The 22,614-nt window shown below is 45.7% G+C and carries 24 protein-coding genes and 1 pseudogene; 18 read left to right on the forward strand and 7 right to left on the reverse strand.

Features of this window, described 5'->3' with window-relative positions; all coding sequences use genetic code 11:
- Positions 1–154: 154 nt before the first annotated feature.
- Positions 155–931, reverse strand: coding sequence for a substrate-binding periplasmic protein (locus KP814_RS27650; RefSeq protein ID WP_371824098.1), 777 nt, complete (start codon positions 929–931; stop codon positions 155–157).
- Positions 932–1,045: 114 nt separating this feature from the next.
- Positions 1,046–1,390, reverse strand: a complete 345-nt coding sequence (locus KP814_RS27655; RefSeq protein ID WP_216739815.1) for a multidrug efflux SMR transporter — start codon at positions 1,388–1,390, stop codon at positions 1,046–1,048.
- 753 nt (positions 1,391–2,143) lie between these two features.
- Here KP814_RS27655 and KP814_RS27660 point away from each other — a divergent pair.
- The 6 genes and pseudogenes from KP814_RS27660 (at position 2,144) to KP814_RS27685 (ending at position 8,010) form a co-directional block, all read left to right on the forward strand.
- Positions 2,144–3,010 (forward strand): DUF4365 domain-containing protein, encoded by an 867-nt coding sequence (locus tag KP814_RS27660; RefSeq protein ID WP_253938685.1) that lies wholly within the window; start codon positions 2,144–2,146, stop codon positions 3,008–3,010.
- Between the two features lie 36 nt (positions 3,011–3,046).
- Positions 3,047–3,751, forward strand: a complete 705-nt coding sequence (locus KP814_RS27665; RefSeq protein ID WP_001067855.1) for an IS6-like element IS26 family transposase — start codon at positions 3,047–3,049, stop codon at positions 3,749–3,751.
- A 54-nt stretch (positions 3,752–3,805) separates the two neighbouring features.
- Positions 3,806–4,288 (forward strand): annotated as a pseudogene (intI1, locus tag KP814_RS27670) (class 1 integron integrase IntI1); the annotation flags it as partial.
- 272 nt (positions 4,289–4,560) lie between these two features.
- Positions 4,561–5,148: a recombinase family protein gene (locus tag KP814_RS27675; RefSeq protein ID WP_080248196.1), complete on the forward strand. Its 588-nt coding sequence runs from the start codon at positions 4,561–4,563 to the stop codon at positions 5,146–5,148.
- Positions 5,145–6,974: a class I SAM-dependent DNA methyltransferase gene (locus tag KP814_RS27680; RefSeq protein ID WP_001747920.1), complete on the forward strand. Its 1,830-nt coding sequence runs from the start codon at positions 5,145–5,147 to the stop codon at positions 6,972–6,974. Before KP814_RS27675 ends, KP814_RS27680 begins: the two co-directional genes overlap by 4 nt.
- The gene (locus KP814_RS27685; protein WP_002015199.1) at positions 6,934–8,010 is read left to right on the forward strand and encodes a BsuBI/PstI family type II restriction endonuclease; all 1,077 of its coding nucleotides are present in this window, start codon (positions 6,934–6,936) and stop codon (positions 8,008–8,010) included. Before KP814_RS27680 ends, KP814_RS27685 begins: the two co-directional genes overlap by 41 nt.
- 63 nt (positions 8,011–8,073) lie before the next feature.
- Here KP814_RS27685 and KP814_RS27690 read toward each other — a convergent pair whose 3' ends face one another.
- Positions 8,074–8,718: a hypothetical protein gene (locus KP814_RS27690; RefSeq protein ID WP_001747918.1), complete on the reverse strand. Its 645-nt coding sequence runs from the start codon at positions 8,716–8,718 to the stop codon at positions 8,074–8,076.
- 1,016 nt (positions 8,719–9,734) lie between these two features.
- Here KP814_RS27690 and KP814_RS27695 point away from each other — a divergent pair.
- Positions 9,735–10,643, forward strand: coding sequence for an integrase domain-containing protein (locus KP814_RS27695; protein ID WP_233348930.1), 909 nt, complete (start codon positions 9,735–9,737; stop codon positions 10,641–10,643).
- A gap of 43 nt (positions 10,644–10,686) precedes the next feature.
- On the opposite strand, the gene KP814_RS27700 is transcribed toward KP814_RS27695, so the two are convergent.
- Both KP814_RS27700 and KP814_RS27705 read right to left on the reverse strand, forming a co-directional pair.
- Positions 10,687–10,875 (reverse strand): hypothetical protein, encoded by a 189-nt coding sequence (locus KP814_RS27700; protein ID WP_216739816.1) that lies wholly within the window; start codon positions 10,873–10,875, stop codon positions 10,687–10,689.
- 80 nt (positions 10,876–10,955) lie between these two features.
- A complete protein-coding gene (locus KP814_RS27705; RefSeq protein WP_080248198.1) occupies positions 10,956–11,375 on the reverse strand; it encodes a permease in 420 nt (139 codons plus the stop codon).
- 462 nt (positions 11,376–11,837) lie between these two features.
- Here KP814_RS27705 and KP814_RS27710 point away from each other — a divergent pair, with 462 nt between their 5' ends.
- From KP814_RS27710 to KP814_RS27730, 5 genes are all read left to right on the forward strand, one after another.
- On the forward strand, positions 11,838–12,092 hold the full coding sequence (locus KP814_RS27710) for a hypothetical protein (protein ID WP_074448774.1): 255 nt from the start codon (positions 11,838–11,840) through the stop codon (positions 12,090–12,092).
- 78 nt (positions 12,093–12,170) lie between these two features.
- Entirely contained in the window at positions 12,171–12,488 is a 318-nt protein-coding gene (locus tag KP814_RS27715; protein ID WP_069140149.1) for a hypothetical protein, read from the forward strand.
- 101 nt (positions 12,489–12,589) lie between these two features.
- Complete coding sequence (locus KP814_RS27720) at positions 12,590–12,859, forward strand: hypothetical protein (protein WP_069140165.1); 270 nt, start codon at positions 12,590–12,592, stop codon at positions 12,857–12,859.
- Positions 12,860–12,918: 59 nt separating this feature from the next.
- Positions 12,919–13,110: a hypothetical protein gene (locus KP814_RS27725; protein WP_069140150.1), complete on the forward strand. Its 192-nt coding sequence runs from the start codon at positions 12,919–12,921 to the stop codon at positions 13,108–13,110.
- A gap of 106 nt (positions 13,111–13,216) precedes the next feature.
- On the forward strand, positions 13,217–13,639 hold the full coding sequence (locus KP814_RS27730) for a hypothetical protein (protein ID WP_069140151.1): 423 nt from the start codon (positions 13,217–13,219) through the stop codon (positions 13,637–13,639).
- A 389-nt stretch (positions 13,640–14,028) separates the two neighbouring features.
- Here KP814_RS27730 and KP814_RS27735 read toward each other — a convergent pair whose 3' ends face one another.
- Positions 14,029–14,487, reverse strand: coding sequence for a hypothetical protein (locus KP814_RS27735; RefSeq protein WP_233348931.1), 459 nt, complete (start codon positions 14,485–14,487; stop codon positions 14,029–14,031).
- A complete protein-coding gene (locus tag KP814_RS27740) occupies positions 14,484–15,341 on the reverse strand; it encodes a hypothetical protein (RefSeq protein ID WP_054104059.1) in 858 nt (285 codons plus the stop codon). Before KP814_RS27740 ends, KP814_RS27735 begins: the two co-directional genes overlap by 4 nt.
- Before the next feature lie 243 nt (positions 15,342–15,584).
- Between KP814_RS27740 and KP814_RS27745 the strand changes: the two genes are divergently transcribed.
- The 6 genes from KP814_RS27745 to KP814_RS27770 all read left to right on the forward strand — a co-directional run bounded on the left by KP814_RS27745 (position 15,585) and on the right by KP814_RS27770 (position 22,524).
- Positions 15,585–17,009, forward strand: coding sequence for a conjugal transfer protein TraH (locus KP814_RS27745; RefSeq protein WP_010836074.1), 1,425 nt, complete (start codon positions 15,585–15,587; stop codon positions 17,007–17,009).
- A gap of 3 nt (positions 17,010–17,012) precedes the next feature.
- Positions 17,013–20,417 (forward strand): conjugal transfer protein TraG N-terminal domain-containing protein, encoded by a 3,405-nt coding sequence (locus tag KP814_RS27750; protein WP_001747912.1) that lies wholly within the window; start codon positions 17,013–17,015, stop codon positions 20,415–20,417.
- Entirely contained in the window at positions 20,417–20,671 is a 255-nt protein-coding gene (locus KP814_RS27755) for a hypothetical protein (RefSeq protein WP_000091004.1), read from the forward strand. The genes KP814_RS27750 and KP814_RS27755 overlap by 1 nt, the downstream gene beginning before the upstream one ends.
- A gap of 496 nt (positions 20,672–21,167) precedes the next feature.
- A complete protein-coding gene (locus KP814_RS27760; protein WP_000681268.1) occupies positions 21,168–21,377 on the forward strand; it encodes a hypothetical protein in 210 nt (69 codons plus the stop codon).
- On the forward strand, positions 21,377–21,988 hold the full coding sequence (locus KP814_RS27765; protein WP_119465278.1) for a hypothetical protein: 612 nt from the start codon (positions 21,377–21,379) through the stop codon (positions 21,986–21,988). Before KP814_RS27760 ends, KP814_RS27765 begins: the two co-directional genes overlap by 1 nt.
- 2 nt (positions 21,989–21,990) lie before the next feature.
- Positions 21,991–22,524: a FlhC family transcriptional regulator gene (locus tag KP814_RS27770; RefSeq protein WP_024140163.1), complete on the forward strand. Its 534-nt coding sequence runs from the start codon at positions 21,991–21,993 to the stop codon at positions 22,522–22,524.
- Positions 22,525–22,614 lie beyond the last annotated feature (90 nt).

Genomic DNA, 22,614 nt, shown 5'->3' on the forward strand with positions numbered 1-22,614 from the left:
AATAACCTTGGTCGCGGACCAAGGAAACGGCCTCTTCTTTAAACTCTTTTGTATACTGTTTATACGACTTTTTCTGACTCATGCTGACACCTTAATCGTTGACGGGTATTGTCTCTTATTAATGTGTCCGGGACTATTAGACCACTACATTGATTTAGGGAGCAGTAAATTCTCCGCGATAAAAGGCTTCCCATATTTCATCAAGTCGCCCGCTTTGCTTCAGCTCACTCAATCCAGCATTGAATATTTCCATAAAACGAGGACTGGCGTTGGATTTACGGGAAAAAATCATGTGGTACGGCCAGCTTTCCACGGGGGCTGTGTAGCCTATTTTTTCTCTTTCTTGAGCGGTGAATTGTGACTGCAGATTGAACAACCCCACAGCTTTATTTTCATCTAAGGCGTCAAAACGCCCAGCGAGCAGTTTTCTGAATACGAGGATATGATCAACTCCCACATCGTAACTGACCAGGCCTTCCTTTTCCGCTTCCTCCAGTGGTTTGGCCTTGGCGCTGCCGAGAGGGAGGCCAATAGTGAGACCTTGAATGTCCTCTTTTGCCCCGCGCCATACAACAGGTCTATTTTTGAGATAAAAGAGAACAATTTCTCCCGTATAGACCGCATCGGAAAAATAACAATCGGCCTCTCTTTCCGGCGTCTTTCCCCAGATTGCCGAGGCATGCCACTCCCCTCTTTGCACCAACGTGTAGGAACGCTTCCAAGGGAAAAAACCATAAACCACTTTCACTCCCGCTTTTTGATAGATCTCCGAAATAATATGAGGAACGACACCGTAGTCAGGATAAGACTCGCTCATGAAAGGGGCCCACTCGCCGATAGCGACTGTTATTTTTTCCTGCGCAACAGCGTCACCCGCCCGGCAGAGCAAAAAAACAACAATAACAAAGCCTATCAGCCCATCTTTAAGCACTCAGACACCTTCCTATCTGCTTTAACTCACTCGCTTCGATCAGTGAAAAGGAAAAGAAACGTGTGAACCTGAATAGTCAGTTTAGTAGATAGGGACGTAGAGCGTTGCAGCCGGTCAGTGGTTAATGGAATTAGAAAATACGTTGACGATAATGACTCCAATGATGATAAAGCCTAAGCCGATCATCGCAGGAAGATCCAACGTTTGTCGAAACAGGAAATAGCCAATGGCCGAAATCAGTACAATGCCAAGACCGCTCCAGATAGCATACGCCAGGCCGACAGGAATTGTTTTGAGGCTATAAGACAGAAAGTAAAAGGCGCCCAAATAGCACAACGCCATGAGTATCGTTGGCGTCAATTTACTGAACTGTTCCGACTTTTGCAGAAAAGTGGTGCCAATCACTTCCAACAAAATAGCGGCGGCCAAGGCTGCGTAGGTCAACCAAATTGGCTTCATAGAATCTACTTCCCGTAACAAAGAGCCAAGCACACAGTATTTAAAACATTAGCGAGCATAGGGAGATCTATTTTGCGCTATCAACATCTGTCTACCATAGCCCTCCTTCCGAAGTAATCCAGGCGGCTAACTGGATATCTTCTTGCTCGCTAAACTTTGTTGATATTTTCTCCATTCTCGCCGTCACATTATCGTCTTTAACCCAGTCGCCCGGTCTGTATGGGTATATTGCGATAGTCTCTGTATTTCCCAGCAGCAATTCCTCTGAAATCTGTAAAGCCAATTGCTGTGCTCTATTTTTCGAGGACGAACATACTATCCAGTATGCAGTGTAGATGTCAGACCCATCTACTCTTAGGTAAAAATCGTTCGGGCTAGTGTGCGTCGACTCAACCACCCACAGACTAAATTCATTCATTTTTCTGTCGCCAGAAGAGTTAAGTTATTTGACTGACCAGCTATTACACTACTTATGAAAAGAAATGAGGTAATTGAGCGAACTAATAGGCATAGCCCAGCTAAGCGCTTCACATAAAGTAACGGAAGAAGATGACTGAGTCTTTTTTAGAATAGGCTTACTACTTGCCGATACAGAAAGTGAAAAAACATTAATTATCAATTAATTATAATTAAATTGGCGTGCATTTGGGGTAATTTCGGTTATTCACCTAAGTACGGTTACTTTGTACTGCCAGAACATATTATATTAAAAAATGCGTTCTGCGTCAGTGTTCAAGGTATTGAGGAACCAATATGCCAACCTATGCAAAATCGTTAGTAACTTCTAAGAAAGGTATTAACTACGTAAGAGGAGTTATCGAGGGAGTTGGCTGCTTGTTTCAAAAGATTGAGCAGGAAAATGATCTTGGGATAGATGCGATTTGCGAGTTGATAAACTCAAATGGTCAGCCAGAAAACCACCTTTTTGCTTTGCAGATCAAGTCTGGTGACTCTTACTATGATAGTTCTAAAAACTCCTGTTCATTTAGGATAGGAACTCATAGGGATTACTGGACAAATTATAAGGTCCCCCTTTTTGCTGTTGTTTACATACCATCTCTCGACACGGCTTATTGGACAGATATTAAGAAATTTCTGAAGAGTAACGTTCACGCTAGCTCCATTAGTTTCGATTTGAGTCGTGCCAATCACTTTGATGAAGAGAAGTTCATTTCTTACTTTAAGCCCTTGGTTACTGGGAGAGGGCCAAATATTTCTCTGGAAGACAGTTTAAGACTTGTTAGAAGCAGTAATGATGACGAGGCTTGGCTTGGTTTAACAACGTTATTTAGGCGATTTCCTAATACATACCAAACCTGGGATGAGTTGGTTAGAGCTTTCAAAATAAGAAGTATTGCCAAAATTCCTAGATTACTCATTTATCTTCTAGCCCATATCCCTTGGCATGGCGATATTTCATACAGTGGCGAAGATATAAAGTCAGAGATTAGATGTTATGCCGCTGACTTGTTTAATTCGTTTGATGAAGGTGACATACGTAAGTTACTGTCCATGATCGATGACAACGGAATACAGAGGGGAGCTATCGGGCAATCGGTCGAAGCTGTAATTAACTGTGTAGGTAGTGCATCAGGCACTGTTGCAAATAGTCGGTGGTGATAAACTTATCATCCCCTTTTGCTGATGGAGCTGCACATGAACCCATTCAAAGGCCGGCATTTTCAGCGTGACATCATTCTGTGGGCCGTACGCTGGTACTGCAAATACGGCATCAGTTACCGTGAGCTGCAGGAGATGCTGGCTGAACGCGGAGTGAATGTCGATCACTCCACGATTTACCGCTGGGTTCAGCGTTATGCGCCTGAAATGGAAAAACGGCTGCGCTGGTACTGGCGTAACCCTTCCGATCTTTGCCCGTGGCACATGGATGAAACCTACGTGAAGGTCAATGGCCGCTGGGCGTATCTGTACCGGGCCGTCGACAGCCGGGGCCGCACTGTCGATTTTTATCTCTCCTCCCGTCGTAACAGCAAAGCTGCATACCGGTTTCTGGGTAAAATCCTCAACAACGTGAAGAAGTGGCAGATCCCGCGATTCATCAACACGGATAAAGCGCCCGCCTATGGTCGCGCGCTTGCTCTGCTCAAACGCGAAGGCCGGTGCCCGTCTGACGTTGAACACCGACAGATTAAGTACCGGAACAACGTGATTGAATGCGATCATGGCAAACTGAAACGGATAATCGGCGCCACGCTGGGATTTAAATCCATGAAGACGGCTTACGCCACCATCAAAGGTATTGAGGTGATGCGTGCACTACGCAAAGGCCAGGCCTCAGCATTTTATTATGGTGATCCCCTGGGCGAAATGCGCCTGGTAAGCAGAGTTTTTGAAATGTAAGGCCTTTGAATAAGACAAAAGGCTGCCTCATCGCTAACTTTGCAACAGTGCCCCTTGATGTTACCCGAGAGCTTGGCACCCAGCCTGCGCGAGCAGCTGTCGCGTGCACGGGCATGGTGGCTGAAGGACCAGGCCGAGGGCCGCAGCGGCGTTGCGCTTCCCGACGCCCTTGAGCGGAAGTATCCGCGCGCCGGGCATTCCTGGCCGTGGTTCTGGGTTTTTGCGCAGCACACGCATTCGACCGATCCACGGAGCGGTGTCGTGCGTCGCCATCACATGTATGACCAGACCTTTCAGCGCGCCTTCAAACGTGCCGTAGAACAAGCAGGCATCACGAAGCCCGCCACACCGCACACCCTCCGCCACTCGTTCGCGACGGCCTTGCTCCGCAGCGGTTACGACATTCGAACCGTGCAGGATCTGCTCGGCCATTCCGACGTCTCTACGACGATGATTTACACGCATGTGCTGAAAGTTGGCGGTGCCGGAGTGCGCTCACCGCTTGATGCGCTGCCGCCCCTCACTAGTGAGAGGTAGGGCAGCGCAAGTCAATCCTGGCGGATTCACTACCCCTGCGCGAAGGCCATCGGTGCCGCATCGAACGGCCGGTTGCGGAAAGTCCTCCCTGCGTCCGCTGATGGCCGGCAGCAGCCCGTCGTTGCCTGATGGATCCAACCCCTCCGCTGCTATAGTGCAGTCGGCTTCTGACGTTCAGTGCAGCCGTCTTCTGAAAACGACACTATGGATTGGTTTTTTAATCAATAATCTGTTAAAATACTCGTATAAAAAACTATGTAAATAAAACGTACATGAATCAAAGAATCGGCTATGCCAGAGTATCAACTGATGACCAGAACCTGCATCTCCAGCGGGATGCGTTGGTTGCTGCCGGTTGTGAAATCATTTATGAGGACAAAGCCAGCGGTAAAAGTACTGCCCGGCCAGAACTAGATAACTGTCTAAAGGCTCTTAGGCCAGGTGATACGTTAGTTGTTTGGAGGCTCGATAGACTCGGTCGCAGCCTGGGTGATTTGGTTAAAGTCGTGACTAATTTGATTGGTGAACGGGGAGTTGGATTCCTGAGCTTACAAGAGCAGATTGAAACCAATAGTGCTTCTGGAAAGTTGATTTTTCATGTATTTGCAGCTTTAGCTGAGTTTGAGCGTAATTTAATTAGTGAGCGGACTAGAGCTGGACTTGATGCTGCTAGGGCTCGGGGACGTAAAGGTGGCAGAAAGCCGAAGCTCGCACCAAAGGATATTCGAGAGATTAAGGTATTACTAAAAGATCCAAGCATACCCGTTTCCGATGTGGCTAAACGATTTGGTGTATCTAGAACAACAATTTATAACAGTGTCGGGGTCATAAAACCTGACCGTGAGGGGGCAAGTATATGAACGCTTTCCACTTTCAGGATCTTTTAAGTGAGTCAGCGGAGCCTCTTGTTCGTTATGAGGCCTGCAAAGGTATGGCTCGTGGTTATGCTAACTCTGTCATAGATGACCAGTATCGACTTAAAATCGCCAGGTCTTATTGCGCAGCTTTAATAAAATCTTATTGGGACGAAATTAACGCTAGGCACAATAGCAAGCTTAAAATTTTTTCAATCCCAACTGATTCAGAATTGGCCGAAATTACTCTCGATGCAGAGGATGTTGCCAAAAACACCGGTAAAGTGATCGCACAATTCCCTGATATTGATGCGGGCTATCTTATCGGATCAATATACACAGCCATGTTGCCTACTGCTTATCGATCTGATTTAGGAGCTTATTACACTCCGCCACCTTTGGTATCTAGGCTTCTTGATTTGGCTGAAGAAGCAGGCGTTGATTTCAGTACCGCGTCGGTAATTGATCCTGCATGCGGCGGAGGTGCTTTCCTTGCGCCAGTCGCTATGCGAATGCTCCAACGTTCCAAACATGCTTCAAGTGAATGGAAGCTTGCGCAGATAGGCAAGAGGCTCAAAGGGGTTGAGATAGATCCATTTGCTGCCTGGATGACGCATGTCTTATTAGAGTGTGTATTAATAGAACATTGCATTATTGCCAGAAGGCGTCTTGCAAAAAGCGTTATCAGTATTTGTGATGCTCTAACGTACCAGTCACCTGTAGATTTTGATCTGGTAATAGGCAATCCTCCATACGGTAAAGTTTCTCTTGATACAGAAGTTAGAGAGAAGTTTAGCCGCTCACTGTTTGGTCATGCCAATTTATATGGTCTTTTCACCGACCTCGCTTTAAGACTCGCCAAGCCTGAAGGGGTAATAGCTTACTTAACACCTACATCATTTTTGGGGGGGCAATATTTCAAGGCATTACGTGAGCTGTTAATTGATGAATCTGCGCCACGAGCTTTTGATTTTATATCAAATAGAGAGGGTGTTTTTGACGATGTTTTACAAGAAACTCTTCTTGCAACATTCAAAAAGTCAGCAAGAAAAACACCGGCAAAGGTTTCATTGTTAGTACCCGAGGGGCTTAACGAAGCAAGAGTAGAGCCTATTGGAAAGGTATCAATTATTAAAGGCGATGGTCCGTGGCTAATCCCTAGAGTAGCTGAAGACGCTGCATTGTTAAATCGACTCAAGAAGATGAAGACCCGTCTCCCTGATCTGGGCTACGTTGTTTCGACTGGGAAACTTGTTTGGAATAGACATAAAAGCCAGTTACGTACTGAAAAAACAAAAGGGGCACTACCTCTTGTTTGGGCTGAATCGGTAACTTCAAATGGCTTTAAATTCTCTTCGGTGAAGAGAAACCATGTCCCTTATATTCAAATTGAAAAAAACCAGCGACATCTTGTAACTACTGATTCATGTGTTTTGGTACAGCGAACCACATCTAAAGAACAAAATCGAAGAGTTCTCGGTGCTGTCATACCACAAGACTTTATTGATCGATATGGTGGTGTCGTTGTAGAAAATCATTTAAATATCGTTTACGCAGATACACTTATACGGGAGTTGAGCGTAGAAACTATTAACGGATTACTTAATTCTCAGGTCTTTGACCGTATATACCGTTGCATAAGCGGTAGTGTAGCTGTTTCTGCTTATGAGCTTATGGCTGTGCCTTTACCGAGCTTGGACGACATGAAAAAGCTGGAGAAGATCATTGCAGCAGGTTCTGATAGACTCTCCATCGAGAAGTGTATAGCAGGATTGTATGGAGAGAGCAAACTTGAGCTGGCCACATGTACCAAGTCTGGAGGTGATTGCTGAACGCTTACCTCTAATATTCCCTGAAGGGACAGAAAATCGTAATTATGTCATCCGAGAAATGGCTGCAAGAACTCTCTATGTTATGTTCTACGCAGGAGCTGTCGAGGGTGCTGATCGTTGGATTAGGCCAAGCCAAGTAACCGACATGTCTGATGTTCAGGCTGCTCTCTTGACGGACGAGGAGCGTCAGTCTTGGGTTAAACAGGCGCTATCTAGTAAGAAAGATAGACCTGTTACGACCTGGTATGCTCCAAATTCCCGAGAACCTGTCAGAGACGAAACTATTCGATATGGGTTTATAGCCCTTGGTGCCGTTATTGAACGCACTGGTTTGCCTGTGACAACTCCTCTTCCTAAATACGCAATGTCAAAAGCATTTGCAGCTCTGTTCAATGTAGATTTAATTGGGGATGATTTAGAGGCTTTAATTCGTAGCTGGCAGAACTCTCACCTTAATGCTGCCGCTTTAAGTCGAATTCGATTACTTGGTGCGCATGCCACTGCCGCAGCATCAGATCAGATAACCGCGACATTACCTAATTCTGGGTTAGTAATGCTTGAGTCTGGTCCGTCAGGCGTAATAGGTAAGGCGGTGATCGAACAATTCGCTCGGAAGTTTTTAAAGACGCCAGCCGTATTATGGTTGTCTCAGTCAGGGGAAAAGGTTGGTATTGATCTTGCGAGTAGGTTAAAGCTCAAAATTGACCCTTCAAAAACGTTACCTGACGTTATTTTAGTTGATCTTGGGACCAAGACTGACGGTAGTGACATGTTATTTGTTTTTATTGAAATTGTTGCTTCAGATGGTCCAATTAACTCTATGCGTAAACAGAAGCTAACTGAAATAGCTATTGAAGCTGGCTTCTCTGCCCAGAATCTTGCTTTTGTAACTGCATTTCAAGATCGTTCAGCCGCTCCATTCAAAAAAGCAATGTCAGAACTCGCGTGGGGAACTTATGCGTGGTTTTGTTCTGAACCAGATAATTTAATTGAGCTAAGAGATGGCAGTTCTATAATCTTGTCAGAGCTTTTATAGGACATAATAATCATAAAGCTGGTTTGGTAAGCCAGCTTTATGATTGCTCTATAGCTCAGGGGTCTATAACGGTCTCAAGTTATATCCATTTTGCTGTAGGTAATTGGCCCTATCATAAATTCTTGCGACCTCAGATTTTATTGGACCAAAAAAGTACTTTTTCCCCATTAGGACAAGGCATTCTGCTTCTGGGTCCAGAAGTTTAAACAAGTGATAGGCCGGTTCGTCAGCAAGAGTATGATTGCCAATTGCTGAGTCAGGAAAAAAATGTCCAGCATCATTTTTCAGAAGGTAGTCGTCTAAGTTTTCATCAAAATGTTCCCAGGCGTTCCGCAGATCCCTGTTATGAATAGGTGAGTCTTCTTCCATACCAAAAGCAGATATTAACTTTTCGCCTCGTTTTTTTCTCAGAGCTGCTTGATAGGGATGGGTTTTGTTTAGCTTGCCCGGATACCAAACCGGCCAGAAGTATCGAGATAAAGCCGCCGCATGCCCTATTGCCTCTTGCACCAAACTAATTGAGTAATCTGAATCAGCCTGTTTTTCCTTTGCAAATTCGTAGTGTTCAAAAGCTTCCAAACATCGGCTAGCTGAATAAATTATCGAATGTATATAAAAGGCGTCGTATGGAGAAAAAATACCGCTGAAATCTTCAACAATTATTTTTGCTCTACTTTCCAATTCATCTAATTCAAAGTTTACTGACATCTGATATACCTACTAAAACCCCATCGAAAAGCAATCTATTGATGCTAAATATTTGGTCATCGCTCTAAGCATTACCGAAAAGCCACCTAAAAGCGACCGTTGAGTTAAATTCGAGCCCAACGAACAAACCTCACCCTAAAGACAAGCACTGAAAAGCAACCCAAAAGCAACTTTATGATGTACTTGACGCCTCTATCTGTTTGATTAATATATAAAGTGTTTTTGGTAGCTGGCCTTCAAACAGCATTCTGCAAAACTAAGGCGATTGCCTTCATTTCTTAACCCTCAGGGGGACTGCCCCCTATGGGCATTCCTCCGTCTATAACAATCTTCCCGGAGGAAAATCAGATGTTTATCATCATTATGCTTGCAGCGTTATGCTGCGGCCTGTGCTTGTGTATTGCACAAGTTAACAGGCTTCCATACCGCGATTTTGCTCAAAGCAATGTCGTGTCCTTGGTACTCGATTCCGAGCAGCCAAACCAAAGAGGACCACCCTCAACATCAGGACGAGTGTTGGAATACCCAACTTGCTCGATGCTCCACCCCGTCTCTGTCGCCGTAGGCGTAAACAGAGACGGGGGTATAGCCCCCGACGGAAGCCTTGTGCCTCAACGGCTCAAGGCTTTCGCCCCGCGCACGAATGTGCGCGAACAATACCGCCTTCGGCGGTTGGCGCGCTTCGCGCTTCCTTTCCAGAGAATGACACGACAGTACCAGCCGGATCTGCTGGCAGTTTGTTCCGTCGGAACAGACCAGCCAGTGGAATGAGTAGTTCGCTCCATAGCAGTACCGCTCGTATGAAATGACCGTGGGCATCGGTTTATCTGCCCTGTGCCTGGGCGAGATCCCCAGCGTTGGCCTTAGCATGCAGAGCTAATAAAAAACTGCGTTTCACTTACCACCGAGTACGGACGGGCCAGCAACACGTTGATTAACAAGATCATAAGGAGCACACGATGCGCTCAGAGCGGACTAATCCGGGCTCCCGGAATTTTGGTCTCCGAAGTCGCGATATGGGCAAGGCAGGCCTGAATGCACTGAAGGAAGGTATGAAGAGTTTCCAGTCCATAGCCACGATCCACGACCGATGGAGCGTTTTTAGCGCTTGGATTAAGTCCGAACAGGGCATTAAGGACATGCGGGATATAGAAAAGGCTCATTTGGTCGCTTATGCGGCGCACCTTAATGATCGCTATGAGCGGGGAGAAATCGCGCCATCCACGGCGCAGAACTACCTGAGCGCAGTGAATCGGGTGATGGAGATTGCGAGAGGCGACCGACAGGTACGTGTAGACCCCGTCTCCGAGGGTGGACTTCCAAAGCGCTCAGGTATCGCCACTGGTGACCGGAGTGTTTCGGAAGCGGCCCATAATGCCGCTATGGGGGCAGCCTCCGAGCGCCTTGGGGCTTTGCTGGAACTACAGCGTAATTTTGGTCTGCGGTTCGAGGAATCGGCCAAGCTGGATGCTGCCAGGGCACTAAGAGAGGCCGAGAAAATCGGCTCCGTGAGCATAAAGGATGGCACCAAGGGGGGGCGGGCGCGCACCGTTCCCATCACCAACGATGCCCAAGTTAGTGCGCTCCAGCGGGCCGCCGCCATGCAGGATGGTCGCAGCATGATCCCTACCGAGCAGAATTATCGCGAGTTCCGGCAAGAAGCCTATCGGGAGATTGGCCGCCATCCGGTGAACTTCCACGGCGAACGGCACCACTACGCTCAAACTCGATACCGGGACCTGCTGGGCGCGGAATGCCCGGTAAAAGCCGGAATAAAGCATGGCCGCGCCCACCATGAATACCTTGCCAAGGAACTTGGAGTATCCGTGGCCCACGCCAGGATGCTGGACCAGGAGATCCGGTCGGAGGTTGCGCGAGAGCTGGGCCACGGGCGCATCGACGTAACAAACTCCTATTTGGGGTAAGCAACATCAGGAGGAACCAATGGAAAAATGGGTTAGAGAAAGATCACATGTATATGTCCGCCACGGCGGAAAGACCGCAAGGCGGGCGATGGTGAAACGCCTGATAGCGATCCTGGAGGACATTGCGGCCAATGAGAAAGGCGTTAAATCCCCATCCCAGGTCGGAAGAGCCCATATCCACAGATACTACGCCAGGCACCAGAGGCTGAGTGCGACGACATTGCGTGATCACTTCTATGCGTTCCGACTCCTGTGGGAATTGCTTGGTCGCGCTGGCGATCCTCCCCGGCCAAAGGATGGTTGAGCGCCGGGTTAATCGTCACTCGTGCCGATGTGACGCCTCTGGTCATAGTCATAGGAGTCCTGGAATCCTCCATCCCCCATCGGTCCAATACCTAAACCACCTGTCGAACGAGAGTCGAGATAAAGGTGGAGATCATCTTTTTTCCGACGATGTTTCCGTCCTCGTACACCCTCTTGGCGTACAACTTTAACCATTTGCACCGCGAGAAAACTAAGCAGGACAACAAGAGCGGCTTGCCAACTGAAATAGGCCACACCCGCCCAGAACACTATTGATGCCCAGATACTCCGATGAACCAGTAACAGGAATCTTCCGCCCCAAACGACAAAGGGAGCTAACGCAACACCAAGCCCCCAAGGCGTATCAGTCATCATAGCTATCCCGAGAAGTACCACTCCCAGCAGAAGAACATTGGCCACATGTTTCATACCAACCCCCTTGCTCTTTACCGCCAGTTTACCATGGCATCAAAAAATGCAACTGTGAAATCGAGAACTGCTCTCATTACTGCCCGCTAAGGCGTTCTTCCGAAGCCGAGCCAGGCGAAAGATACCCAAGATCACCAACAACACGAGTGCCATACCAAGCTTATAGGCAGCGACAGCCAGACCTAGGATAAGCAGAATCAGAAGCCCTATATTCGCCAGATGCCGCATCAACTTCTCCCTTCAACAAAGTTCCTTCATCTCAATTATTGACCTATGCGCCCAAAAAGGGCAGTTCCAGCGAGTATCCCCCGACGCCTTGGCTGTTACAGTGTTCACAACTTCAGCCTCAGGCTGAGTGAGCGCGATAGCTGGTCGCCAAAAACAAACAGCAAACTTAAATCCTTCCCTTAACCGAGGGTTCTCCGGTTAAGGGAGAACCCTCAAAGAAATTTGAGGTGTTGTATGTCAAAAATCGAAGTTAACGGTCTGATTCTGCCACTAAATGATGCGCATGTTCATCAACGGCGTGGGGTAACAGCCGCTAGAACTGAATCTGGCGAACCACTTCATATCACCGTATTGCGGTGTCTTGATGGTCGTCATACGAAAACTTACTGCGGATTGGCGAGAGCTGATAACTCAGAAGACTTCGTGAAAATCATGGAATGGGGTGACAAATTTGAACCAATCGCAGATTGGTTCAATACCGTCCAATAATTCCTTTCCTATCCCGTAACCGGGGTTCACCGGTTACGCGGTGTAGCCCCTTCAATTCCAAATTAATTGGAGGTGTTTATGTACTTTTCCACTTTCGTTTTGATCATGATTGTTACCGTTGGCGTCATTGCTTTCGGAGCTTCCATCGTTGCCAAGCTATTAAACGCGGCGTCGATGGCGGTATATCGGTCCTTGAGAAAAACGCGGCCCGTAGGGGTCGTCAGTCCGCTGGCTACTGTCAGCAGTTCATTGAACGGAGAATGGTTGAGAGCTACCTCCGGTAGCAATCAATCCGGCGTTTTCGATGCTATTGAATGCGCGCCGCTTGAAGGGGAACTGGTTGCTGAGCGAGCTGCAATTGCTTCCAACAAGAAGTTCTTGTCGGCCAAGGTGTGAATGACCTTTCAGAACGATAGCCCTTTTTATCTTAAATCACCCTGCCGGGTACTTTGCCCGGTTGGGCTAAGTCCCGGCGTTTAAACTCTTGGAGAATGAAAATGCTGGGACAAACTCAAAAAGAAATCCATCAATTCGACGTATGTGGCCGCGTGTATTACCGCGAGGTCAATTACACCGGGCAAGAAGGCGAGTTGGTGGCTGAAACGGTGGAGGCCTTATCTCATGACGAGGCGGAAACCGTGTTTCGAAACAATCTGGTTGAACATGCTCGTGAGTTCAACCTGACCGTGGACCGCGTCGAAATTACGTTCACTATCGATTTGACGATTGCTGAAAGTGATAGCGATGAACCGTTCTTGGTCCATTAATCGCAAAACCCTCAGGGGAAGCCCTGGGGGCTTCCCCTCCTGCTATTTATGGAGGAAAAATGGAAGAGACAACCACAATCACCACTGAGTTATCTGATCGCCATGCCTGGGCTTTGGCTCAACTTGTCAAGCGCATCGGCTGGAACGAAGTTCGGATCAATGCGGTGGATGACGACGATGCGTATCTGATGAGAGAGGCTTTATCTGCATTGCAGAAGAGTCTTGCTGAATCGGGATATGCGCCTCGGTAAAAACTCTACCAGAACGCTGGGATTGTCCAAAATGGGCAGATCCAGCGTCTTTGCAGAGCCACTTAGATTGGTAATATTGAAAAACCTTTCAAAGGAGTATTTAAACATGACATATCACTTACACCTTAACTTTGAAAATAGAGAGTACTTTTTATCAGATGGAGCTTGGTCAACTGAAGAGACCATTCAAGGCCTTCTTCTTCCTATCGCAGCGCATCGTGCTGCTGATGAAAAGGACGCATGGAGCGCGATTGATGAAGTTAAATCCTTGATAGATGAAGTGCTAATCAAAGTTGATGTTGAGTGGAACGACAGGATGACCCAAAAGCCGACAATTATTTATCAGGACGGCGTTAAGTCTCTGATTTCTAAATTGCAGAAGGAGTTTTTTATCAACTCATTCTGGGCTTATTTTAACGGTAAGAAACGTACCGCTCAGGCAGAACTGAACCTTGAGGAGGCATTTTCTACTGAGCTGAAGCAGCTTGAACATGAGGGCACCTTTATTTTTAAAGGTGTAGATAATTAAACGGCTTTGTGCCCCTGAGGCCATAAGTTAAACGGGTGCTAGAGATTACGATGCAGCGCATGTTGTAATAGTTTCTTTAGTTCGACCGGAATAATCAAAGGGCCAGCTTGTCTGGTCCTTTGCTACTTCTAGGGATAGGAATCTACTGAATCGGTTTCATTATCCAGCTTGGCCGTTGCTTGCTCATCCAAGAGGCGGAGCATCTCTGATGCCTTGCGTTTGGCCTCGGCCACAACTTCGGGTTTCTCCTGCTCCAGGAGTTGCTCTAGTGTTCTTGACACTGGTAAATCTCGCTAGTTTGGTTAGACTTTGAGTATATAACGTTTTAAAAGAGAGGTTCAGCTCCGTGGATGCCTTTACTATTGCAATGCTCAGTTTGCTCGCTTTTTTTACCATTGTGACGTTCGGGAGTTTGTATCTGTACAACAAACATCGTCAAAACCGCTCTGATCATTAATTATGACTGGTATTTTTACTCTCTTAATTAGATGATCGGACATAGCGTTAATTTCCTCATCGTCTAGCTTCGGGGCAAACAGGGGCGTTCCCCAGAATTGAACCTGTGGATAGTCTGAAAGCCTAAATACTCCATGCGGCCATCGGTCCTCGTCACCCAACCACCGGCGTAAAGTCAGATCTATACCCCATCCATTCTTTAGCTCTATCCAGCAATGCGGATTGATTTGAGTCTTGCTATGCACTGTTTCAACAAACCCTACTCTGCACTGATGTGGAATGTCTGATTTGGCTAGAATGTGGCTGATCACGTAAGTCATCACATCACAACCGGCTTTTGAATCCTCCAGATTTAGCAAAGCCAGTTCCAGTTCTTCATGCCACAGACTCATTGTGCCTTCCTAAATAGCAATTGCTGACCTTTTTCATAGATAACTGGATATGGTAAAGCTTTGCCATCCTGGAACACACTATTGGGCGGGAAATACATAACTGCCCACTCCGGCAGCGCTCGGCTCGTACTTTTGTAAAAATCGTCCATTGGAAATGATTTCACGTCGCTGACCTGGGAGAAAATCAATCGAGAATATTTGGTCGTGTTATTAGCGGCCAGATTAAAGCTATCAATATTACCACTGCCCACAAAGGCTGGTGTTTTCCAAGGATTAGGCATTGTAACGTTGTATGCAATTACGCAGTTTGAGCCATCACAGCCAAATTGTGGAGCCGTTACTGCCCACATAATTAAGGGATTTCCATCAATCTTAGGCGCTGTACTTTCCACTATTTTAGTCAAATCCAGGTTCATAGATTTCGCGGCTACCGCAACGGCATTATCAATTAGGTTTATGTAGTTGCTATAAGCATCTTCTGAGGATTTAGCCATTGATGCAGGCATCCATGCCATCAAACTTGGCCTAGCGGATGGGTTATCCGGTGATGTAAGAATGCTTGCAGTGTTAAACATGAGAGTTTGCTGACCGTTCAATCCTCTTAATGGAGCATCAAGCGATGAGGCCAGGCTTGTGACATTTAGCGCTTTCATCAATAGAGACTGTTTGTATGAGTTCCGCCCATCTTCTGAGTCTTTCAGATCTTGGTCATAAATACCCCCAGCTCTTGCCAAGTTTAGCGCTCTGGACATCTCTGGATTATAGGATTTTGGGGTTGTAGCACAGCCTGCGAGCATAATGGCGGCGAACAAGGCTGTAGCTGAACTTACGGAAGTTGACATATTCATTTTCATTTAAAGCTCCTCTTTTAGAAATAGAGTGCCATTGGTTTGTGAAAATGCAACAAGGGTTAAGTAAAACTTTTTAAAAATCATAAGTTTGTACGGACGTGACAAAGTTACCGACATTATTCAATGATTAACTTTCACATGTGAAAGTTTTATTTGGACTGCCCAAATTGGACAGTTTGGGAGTTCGGTTTGTACTCATTTGCTCGGTAGGCTTTCGGGTGACACGAAACCTATTGGAGCAACAGTATGAGAGTCTCTCCCCCTTACATTAGAACACTATCTGCCTCTTGTTTAATCATCTTCTCTGTCGTCGCCACTCATGCCTCGGCTGAAGGGCTTCAGTCCGAGATGGATAGACTATTCAACGAAATGAGTAATACAACCAGACCGGGTATTCATGAGACACAACGCCGTGGAGTTATTGCGGGTGGGCGTGTGACCACCAAAGCGCGTATTTTTGATGAAAACCTAGTTAGCTTTGTCCCTCCATCCTGGAAAGCTGGGTGTGGTGGCGTTGATCTATTCGGTGGTTCTTTATCGTTTGTGAATGCAGATCAGATTGTTCAACTGATGCGAGCTGTGGCAGCAAATGCAAAGGGCTATGCTTTTCAACTAGCTCTGGATAATGTTTTTCCTGATGGTGCAAAATGGATAGAAAACTTTCAGAAGAAAGTTCAGGCTTTGAACCAGCATTTAGGCAATTCTTGTCAGTTAGCTCAGGGTATTGTTAACGATTCACTAAGTGCTTTTGACACGAAACTAAAGAACGATACTCGTACAAAAGCATCGACCAAAGGTTTATTTGAAGACATGTTTTCTGCAACGCAGGAAACGGATGGACAAACGGCAATCAAGACGCTGAAAGACAACTCGCCACAGGCCTACCAAGAGATGATAGGTAATATTGTCTGGAAGCAACTCAAAAAGAATAGTGTAAGTTCATGGTTCCAGTACGGGGATAACAGCCTGCTTGAAGCCATGATGTCTATAACTGGTGCCGTTGTCATTGGTGATTTAATTAATGATCCAAATCTTGCTGGAGAAAACAACAGTACTAATCCCATCGTCACCTTACCAGGGAATCGAATTACCCTTGGAGATCTCATTTCAGGTGGCTCTGTTAAAGTTTATTCATGTGACAGTGATACGGTTAACTGTATTTCTGCTGGTTCTGAGCTGAAGAGTGTTCAGCTCAGGGGGATTGGCAATCAAATGTCAGATTTACTTCTTGGTTCTGATTCTTCACCTGGATTGATTTATAAATATGCAAACAATGTTGGGGCTTTAAGTTCTGCCGAGATAGCTTTTGTATCAAATCTCCCCAGTAGCTTTGGCTCACTTTTCCGAAATCTTGCTGCTGTTTCCAGTGATACAGCAGAGCAGTTTGCTCAGCAAGCACAGACCATCATAGCGCTAGATATAACCTACAGGTTTATTGAGGAGATATACCGGGCAACAACTATTGCGTTAGCTAACAGTGATAATGCCTATCAACAAAAAGCTGTTGATGTACTTGATGCTTCTCGGGCTGTTGTCAGACAAGAGTATGACCAATTAATTGTGAGACACGGGAAGCTAAGTGATCTGATGGGGTATTACAACAGCTTACTTGATGTCACAAAGAAGCAGCGGCTTTTACTTGCGGCACAAGCATCAGGGAAAAAGGAGTAACTAATGGATTTTAGTATTTATTCCGTCGGTGATGCCGCATTTCTAGAGCAAATAATGATTGCTGTGGCGATGGCTACAGGCACCGGTGATTTTGAACGCATGGTAAGTATTGGCCTTTTAATTGGCGCTCTTATCATCTCATTTCAGTCGTTATTCCAGGGAGCTAAATCCTGGGATTTACATCAAGTTTTTGCTTGTTGGCTCGTGTATGCAATTTCCTTTGGAGCCGGCGTTACGGTAACTATTGAGGACGCGTACAACGGACAAGTGCGAGTAGTGGATAACGTACCTGTTGGTCCAGCCGCCGCTGGTTCTATAATCTCAAGCGTTGGATTTGGTCTCACAAAACTCTTTGAGGTTGCATATAGCCCTGTCGCGAGTGTGACTGAATCAAAGTTCATGGATTCTTTAGAGTTATTATCAAAGCTCAGAAATCACGAAATGGAGTCAGCACTATGGACTGCCTGGAATGATTCCCTAGGAGGCGGTGCTGTTGATATGAAGAAAAGCCTGACTAACTACATATCGGAATGCACAGCAATTAAATTTTCATTAGGTGAGTCAAATGAGGATCAAATCAACACAGAGAATTGGCGTACAGCTCTCAGATTTGATTCACAAATATATGGGACCCGATTGTTCCTGTCTCCATCTGGCCCGACAGATCCCAGTTGTACAGATGGCTGGATTCAGTTGAGCCAATCCTTTGAAACTGCGTTCAATTCTGGCCTTTCGCAACAAGCTCTTGGCTATTTGCTGTCTACCACTGATGCTTTGAATGCTACATCTGACGCTTTGTATCGCCTGCAGGTTACGAATGTGGCCGCAGGTGATTTTATAAAAGCCAATTTTCTGCAACCTATCGTACAGCGTGGCTTTGCTCAGTACTACAGTGATATGAATGATCCGTACGCACAAATCATGCTCACTCAAGCTGAGTCTCAGCGAAATACGCAATATGCAGCCGAACAGTCTTTGTTTGTAAAATCGATTCAACCTCTTATGACCTTGGTAGAGGGGTTTGCCTATGCGATTACGCCCATAGCCGCATTTGTGATGGTGCTTGGTTCTAAAGGTTTGCTATTGGTTGGTAAGTATCTTCAAATGCTTATATGGGTACAACTTTGGTTGCCAATTATGTCGGTAATCAATCTATTCATTTACATAATGGGGCAGCAGGCGCTCGCAAAATATACCACAGGGAACTTATCCTCATTTGAAGGTGTTGCATATGCTGGGGCCGAAATTGAGCGTTGGATAGGGATAGGTGGAATGATGGCCGCAGCAACGCCAGTCTTATCGTTGATGTTAGTAACTGGCTCGGTATATGCCTTCAATAGTATCGCGCAACGAGTGGGGGCGAGTGATACAGTCAATGAAAAACTAATGTCTCCAGACTTAGTGGACCGTGGTTCTGTTTTGAGTCAACAACCACAATTTAATCAATCCAGAATTGCTGGAACAATGACCTCTGGAGGTGAGTCATTAGTTGATAGTATTAACTTAGGAAGTACCGTAAGTAATGCCCTTAGCAGTAGTTCTGCTGCTACTGCACAGGCTCAGAAAGGCTTCGCTAGCCAATTAAGTAATAGTGTGTTTTCTGGACATGGTTCAGAACAGACTTATTCACAACTACAATCATTAGGACAAACGTTGAGAGCGTCTGATTCAACTCAGGCTAAAAGTATTTTGTCCGCGGCGCAGAACTACGTTACTGATCGTGGGATAAATGCTTCTCACACGGATGCTGTGGCAGGAGCTATTGCTATGCGTGCTAGCGCTGGAGTGGATGCCGGAAAACTTGCTGCTGCTTTTACAGGACCGGTTGGTGCCGCTGTAAATGCCGCTAATCCGGTATCTATGAACGGTAGTTTAGATGTATCTGCGCAATCGCAGAGTCAGGATAGTAGACAGCAACTTAGTTCTGATATTGACTCTTTATCTCGCGGACTCGGTTTTACAAAAGATGACAGTTCAGCATTAACGAGTGATTTGGCACGGCAAGTGTCTACTGATAAAGGTCAACGTTTTACCCAGAGCTTAGGTGAAGAGCAGAGAAAGCAGCTCATGCAATCCAGTTCTGATCTTTTGTCTTCGCAACAAACCTACCAAGAGTTATCTCAGGCTCAGCAAACTATCGGGACTACTAGCAACAATAATATTAGCGCGTTAGCTGACAAAGTTCTGAACAACTGGTCAGCCGGTAAGTCATTGTCAGATGGTGTTAGACAGTCATCGCCAGAGACAAGAGATTTTGCGCAAAGAAAAGCCCAGCATTACCAAGATTTAGGTATTGATTCCCAGAGGGCAATAGTTGGAGGGCAGTTGTTTGCTATGCTCAATTCCAACTCTCCATCTGAACAAGCAATTGCAGCCAGTGCAATAGCAAAGGCCACTGGTGGCAACAGTGGTATTGACTTTAATCAACCAGGTCAAAGTGCAATGTTGGTAAAGGATGCTCCGCGCTATGTCTCGCCGGTTGAAAATTCGAGCGCACTTTCGGCACCGGAAAGAATGAGCAATGAACAAAAGCTTTTAGCTGAATCAGGCAGTATTGGATCTGAAAATTCTGTTCGTGACGCTCATGAAAAGGGTATCCAACAACTTGAGCAGAGTTATGGGACAAGCAGAAATGAATATCTTAATGACCGCTTGCCTGCGTTAAGAGCACAGATCATGGCATCCGATTTGGCCCCGTCAACATCCAGTGCTTTGTTTGCAGGTGCTGAGGGCGCAGGTCGTTTTGTACAGCAAGTTGTGGGTGGCGCAGGAGCCGCCAAAGAAGGGTTCGCAGAGAGTTTTGGGCAATCGATGTCTAAGTTAGCCCAGATGACTCCGGAACAACGAGATCAGTTTATTGAGGACACAAAGAAAGGGGACGATTACGTCAAGCAAGAGTATGGTCTTGGAGGCTTCCTGGCTGTAGGTGCTGCAAATCTGGGTAGGGACATCATTGGTGTGGGGATCAGTGGATTTGAAGCCGGTAAAGAATGGTTAACCGGTAAGTCAGATCTTTCAGAGGCAGCACAGGGAATGTCTGTTAGAGAAAGAGGGATGTTTTTTGCTTCTGCATTAGCAAGTGCAAGCGAGGCTGGAGCTGGAAAGGCGGCTGAGTTTGTTCAGCAATATGGTGACGAATTCAGGCAGATAGCAATGGATACTGCAAGATATGATTATGGTTTGAATAGTCAGGCAGGAGCAGAATTGTTTGCTGCATCGTTGATGGGCGGCGATTCATCGCGCTCTGGAGAACTAAGAGAAAATCTCAGAGAAGAGGTTGGTGATAACGTATTGGCAGATAAAATGGCTGCGATTATTGAAAGTTCTGCGGGGGCAGGTAAAGACCAAGCGGGCGGATATTTAGCGCCTGTATCAAGGTATTTGTCCGTAGCCAAAGGAGGCCGTTAATGAGCAGACGAGCTGAATATAGACGCGCAATTAAAGAGCTTAAAGTGATGATATTACTGGGGGAAGGGAGATGGCTAAACGAAAAGCCAATCTCCTGTGGAAATAAAAAATTTATCGTCGATGGTTCGGTGTTGAACAATGTAATCAGAGAGCATCCGGAACTTAATAAACACATTTTGATAGGTTTTTTTTCGTCGCCTCAACGGTATCCGTTATTAAGATATAAAGATAGGCAGTTAACGTTAAGTCTATAATTAATAAAAACAAAGGCTCTCAGGAGCCTTTGTTTTTATTCAATCCATAGAAGCTTCCGGATACATCTACGTCACTTACCATTGGAGATCCTGTGGCAGGGTTGTATGTGACGTCTGCAAACAGATCTCGCCCAGATAATGTGTTCGTTTTACTCCCGGAATTACTGATTAGATAGGCTCTTCTACCAATCTTTAAAGATGCCAGCAGAGAAACTCCGACTACAAAAAATATGAGCGACCATAGGCCAAGAAGTTTGTACGAATAGAACAAACTTACGATGAAAAACAAAGAGAATAGCGCCTTTTTCATTTACGCCTCCTGATTAATATGTAACCGATTATAGATTATCGTTCAGAAATGCAAATCTTCATAGCACCATAAAATGATACTGTAAAAAAACACAGTATTTGGCGTTGCATTATCAAAAAGTCATGGTATTTATGATTGATGACAAAGTTAATCAGTGAATAAATCAGGTGTGTTATGGAGAAAGATATGAAGCATTTAGATCGTGAAACTGAAAAGCGATTAAACACAGTCGTTAAGGCAATCGGAACATTGTTTATTCTAAGCTTTCTTGCTCACTTGGTTATCTCGTCGTGGAGAGATGACCAATATGGATTTACCTTACTAGCGTTGATTGCAGGGAGCGCGTTAGTTTCAATCAATCTGGGCCGCAGAAAAAAAGGTAAGGAGGACTACTGATGTATGCCTTAGAGCCGTTAGAACGTGATGTTATTGGTAGCTTTGACAGGTTTGCCGTTCAATTGAGTGAAGAGAAGCCAGACCAAGATATTTATGAGTTCGATTTGACTCTGTGGACACTACTGAAGCTTTTATCAGCCAATGCGCCATCCCAGGTTAGCAATCATTTTTCTCTTCCAGAAGATCTTGTTAATAAATTGGCGTCAACTCCTGACAGTTATCTTTCACAATTAGCGAGTGGAGTTCTTCTGAGCTTTAAACTTGAAACAGATCAAATGGAAGTGATCGATACTCTTGCCGGTAGCTACGATTCTGTCACATGCCTTAAAAATGTTGTGGACGACTTTGACGCAGCGTACTGGCTATTGCTTAATAAGTTAGCTAGTAGAAACTTGGACATGGCGATGCAAATTTTTGGTGTATCTTCTGGTCTTGCTTCCTCAGTCGCCGCCTCCTCAAACAGCCAGTTAAGGTCGTTATCGCATAGGGTCGTTATTAGATTTTCATTGAGATTTGATATTGGCGTACTCGATCAATTCTTATCAGCAGCTCTTGCCGATACAACGCCGATTTTATTAAAAAAGATTCAGCAATCTTTGGTGTGGAGATAATCATGAGTGAATGTTTTACATCTGGTTCGTTATCTCGCTGGGTAAAAGCAAGGCACATGGCATTGGCGGGTTATATCACAAAGATAATTATCCTAGAGACTGGTTTGACTTATAAGCAAGTTCGCAGGCTGTACGCTGAGCTTGAATATTGCGGATATGATGTGAAGGATAAGAAATCCAGGACATTCCGTGGTGGAGCGACGCTGATCCACAGTCAGACATCTAAAATTCAAGCATCGCTTTTAATGCAGCTCTATTCAAATCTTGGAGGGGAAAAAGTTAAGCGTTCTGTAGATATTAGCGCTCTGAATAAAGCGTTTAGGATGTATCACGCTATCCGTAAAGAAGTACCAGGTATGAAAGGAGGAAAATGGGAGCCCTTCGACATTACAGATGCCTGGTGTCTTGCCTCTGAAATGCGCAATGGAGAAGCAATGATAGAGCATTGCGAGCAATGCCAATGCACTTTTTTTACGTCAATTAATCAGCGAACATGTGTTGAATGCCCATTCTGCCGGGTCTCAAAAGCTGCCTGAATACATCCGCGTATGCCGCAAAAGGGCAAATAGCGATGCTAATTTTTATGAGAGAGCGACATAGCATTATCCAAACTAAAAAGCTGGAGA

The sequence above is a fragment of the Hahella sp. HN01 genome (assembly GCF_018986435.1).
In the GTDB taxonomy this organism is placed as follows: domain Bacteria; phylum Pseudomonadota; class Gammaproteobacteria; order Pseudomonadales; family Oleiphilaceae; genus Hahella.

Bases quoted from the DNA above. Each gene is read 5' to 3' on its own strand.
- KP814_RS27720 (WP_069140165.1), top strand. From the start codon at position 12,590: ATGCTGGGACAAACTCAAAAAGAAATCCATCAATTCGACGTATGTGGC.
- KP814_RS27710 (WP_074448774.1), top strand. From the start codon at position 11,838: ATGTCAAAAATCGAAGTTAACGGTCTGATTCTGCCACTAAATGATGCG.
- KP814_RS27690 (WP_001747918.1), bottom strand. From the start codon at position 8,718: ATGTCAGTAAACTTTGAATTAGATGAATTGGAAAGTAGAGCAAAAATA.
- KP814_RS27665 (WP_001067855.1), top strand. From the start codon at position 3,047: ATGAACCCATTCAAAGGCCGGCATTTTCAGCGTGACATCATTCTGTGG.
- KP814_RS27705 (WP_080248198.1), bottom strand. From the start codon at position 11,375: ATGAAACATGTGGCCAATGTTCTTCTGCTGGGAGTGGTACTTCTCGGG.
- KP814_RS27755 (WP_000091004.1), top strand. From the start codon at position 20,417: ATGAGCAGACGAGCTGAATATAGACGCGCAATTAAAGAGCTTAAAGTG.
- KP814_RS27655 (WP_216739815.1), bottom strand. From the start codon at position 1,390: ATGAAGCCAATTTGGTTGACCTACGCAGCCTTGGCCGCCGCTATTTTG.
- KP814_RS27750 (WP_001747912.1), top strand. From the start codon at position 17,013: ATGGATTTTAGTATTTATTCCGTCGGTGATGCCGCATTTCTAGAGCAA.
- KP814_RS27725 (WP_069140150.1), top strand. From the start codon at position 12,919: ATGGAAGAGACAACCACAATCACCACTGAGTTATCTGATCGCCATGCC.
- KP814_RS27675 (WP_080248196.1), top strand. From the start codon at position 4,561: ATGAATCAAAGAATCGGCTATGCCAGAGTATCAACTGATGACCAGAAC.
- KP814_RS27760 (WP_000681268.1), top strand. From the start codon at position 21,168: ATGAAGCATTTAGATCGTGAAACTGAAAAGCGATTAAACACAGTCGTT.
- KP814_RS27730 (WP_069140151.1), top strand. From the start codon at position 13,217: ATGACATATCACTTACACCTTAACTTTGAAAATAGAGAGTACTTTTTA.
- KP814_RS27740 (WP_054104059.1), bottom strand. From the start codon at position 15,341: ATGAAAATGAATATGTCAACTTCCGTAAGTTCAGCTACAGCCTTGTTC.
- KP814_RS27745 (WP_010836074.1), top strand. From the start codon at position 15,585: ATGAGAGTCTCTCCCCCTTACATTAGAACACTATCTGCCTCTTGTTTA.
- KP814_RS27695 (WP_233348930.1), top strand. From the start codon at position 9,735: ATGGGCAAGGCAGGCCTGAATGCACTGAAGGAAGGTATGAAGAGTTTC.
- KP814_RS27715 (WP_069140149.1), top strand. From the start codon at position 12,171: ATGTACTTTTCCACTTTCGTTTTGATCATGATTGTTACCGTTGGCGTC.
- KP814_RS27680 (WP_001747920.1), top strand. From the start codon at position 5,145: ATGAACGCTTTCCACTTTCAGGATCTTTTAAGTGAGTCAGCGGAGCCT.
- KP814_RS27735 (WP_233348931.1), bottom strand. From the start codon at position 14,487: ATGAGTCTGTGGCATGAAGAACTGGAACTGGCTTTGCTAAATCTGGAG.
- KP814_RS27770 (WP_024140163.1), top strand. From the start codon at position 21,991: ATGAGTGAATGTTTTACATCTGGTTCGTTATCTCGCTGGGTAAAAGCA.
- KP814_RS27660 (WP_253938685.1), top strand. From the start codon at position 2,144: ATGCCAACCTATGCAAAATCGTTAGTAACTTCTAAGAAAGGTATTAAC.
- KP814_RS27765 (WP_119465278.1), top strand. From the start codon at position 21,377: ATGTATGCCTTAGAGCCGTTAGAACGTGATGTTATTGGTAGCTTTGAC.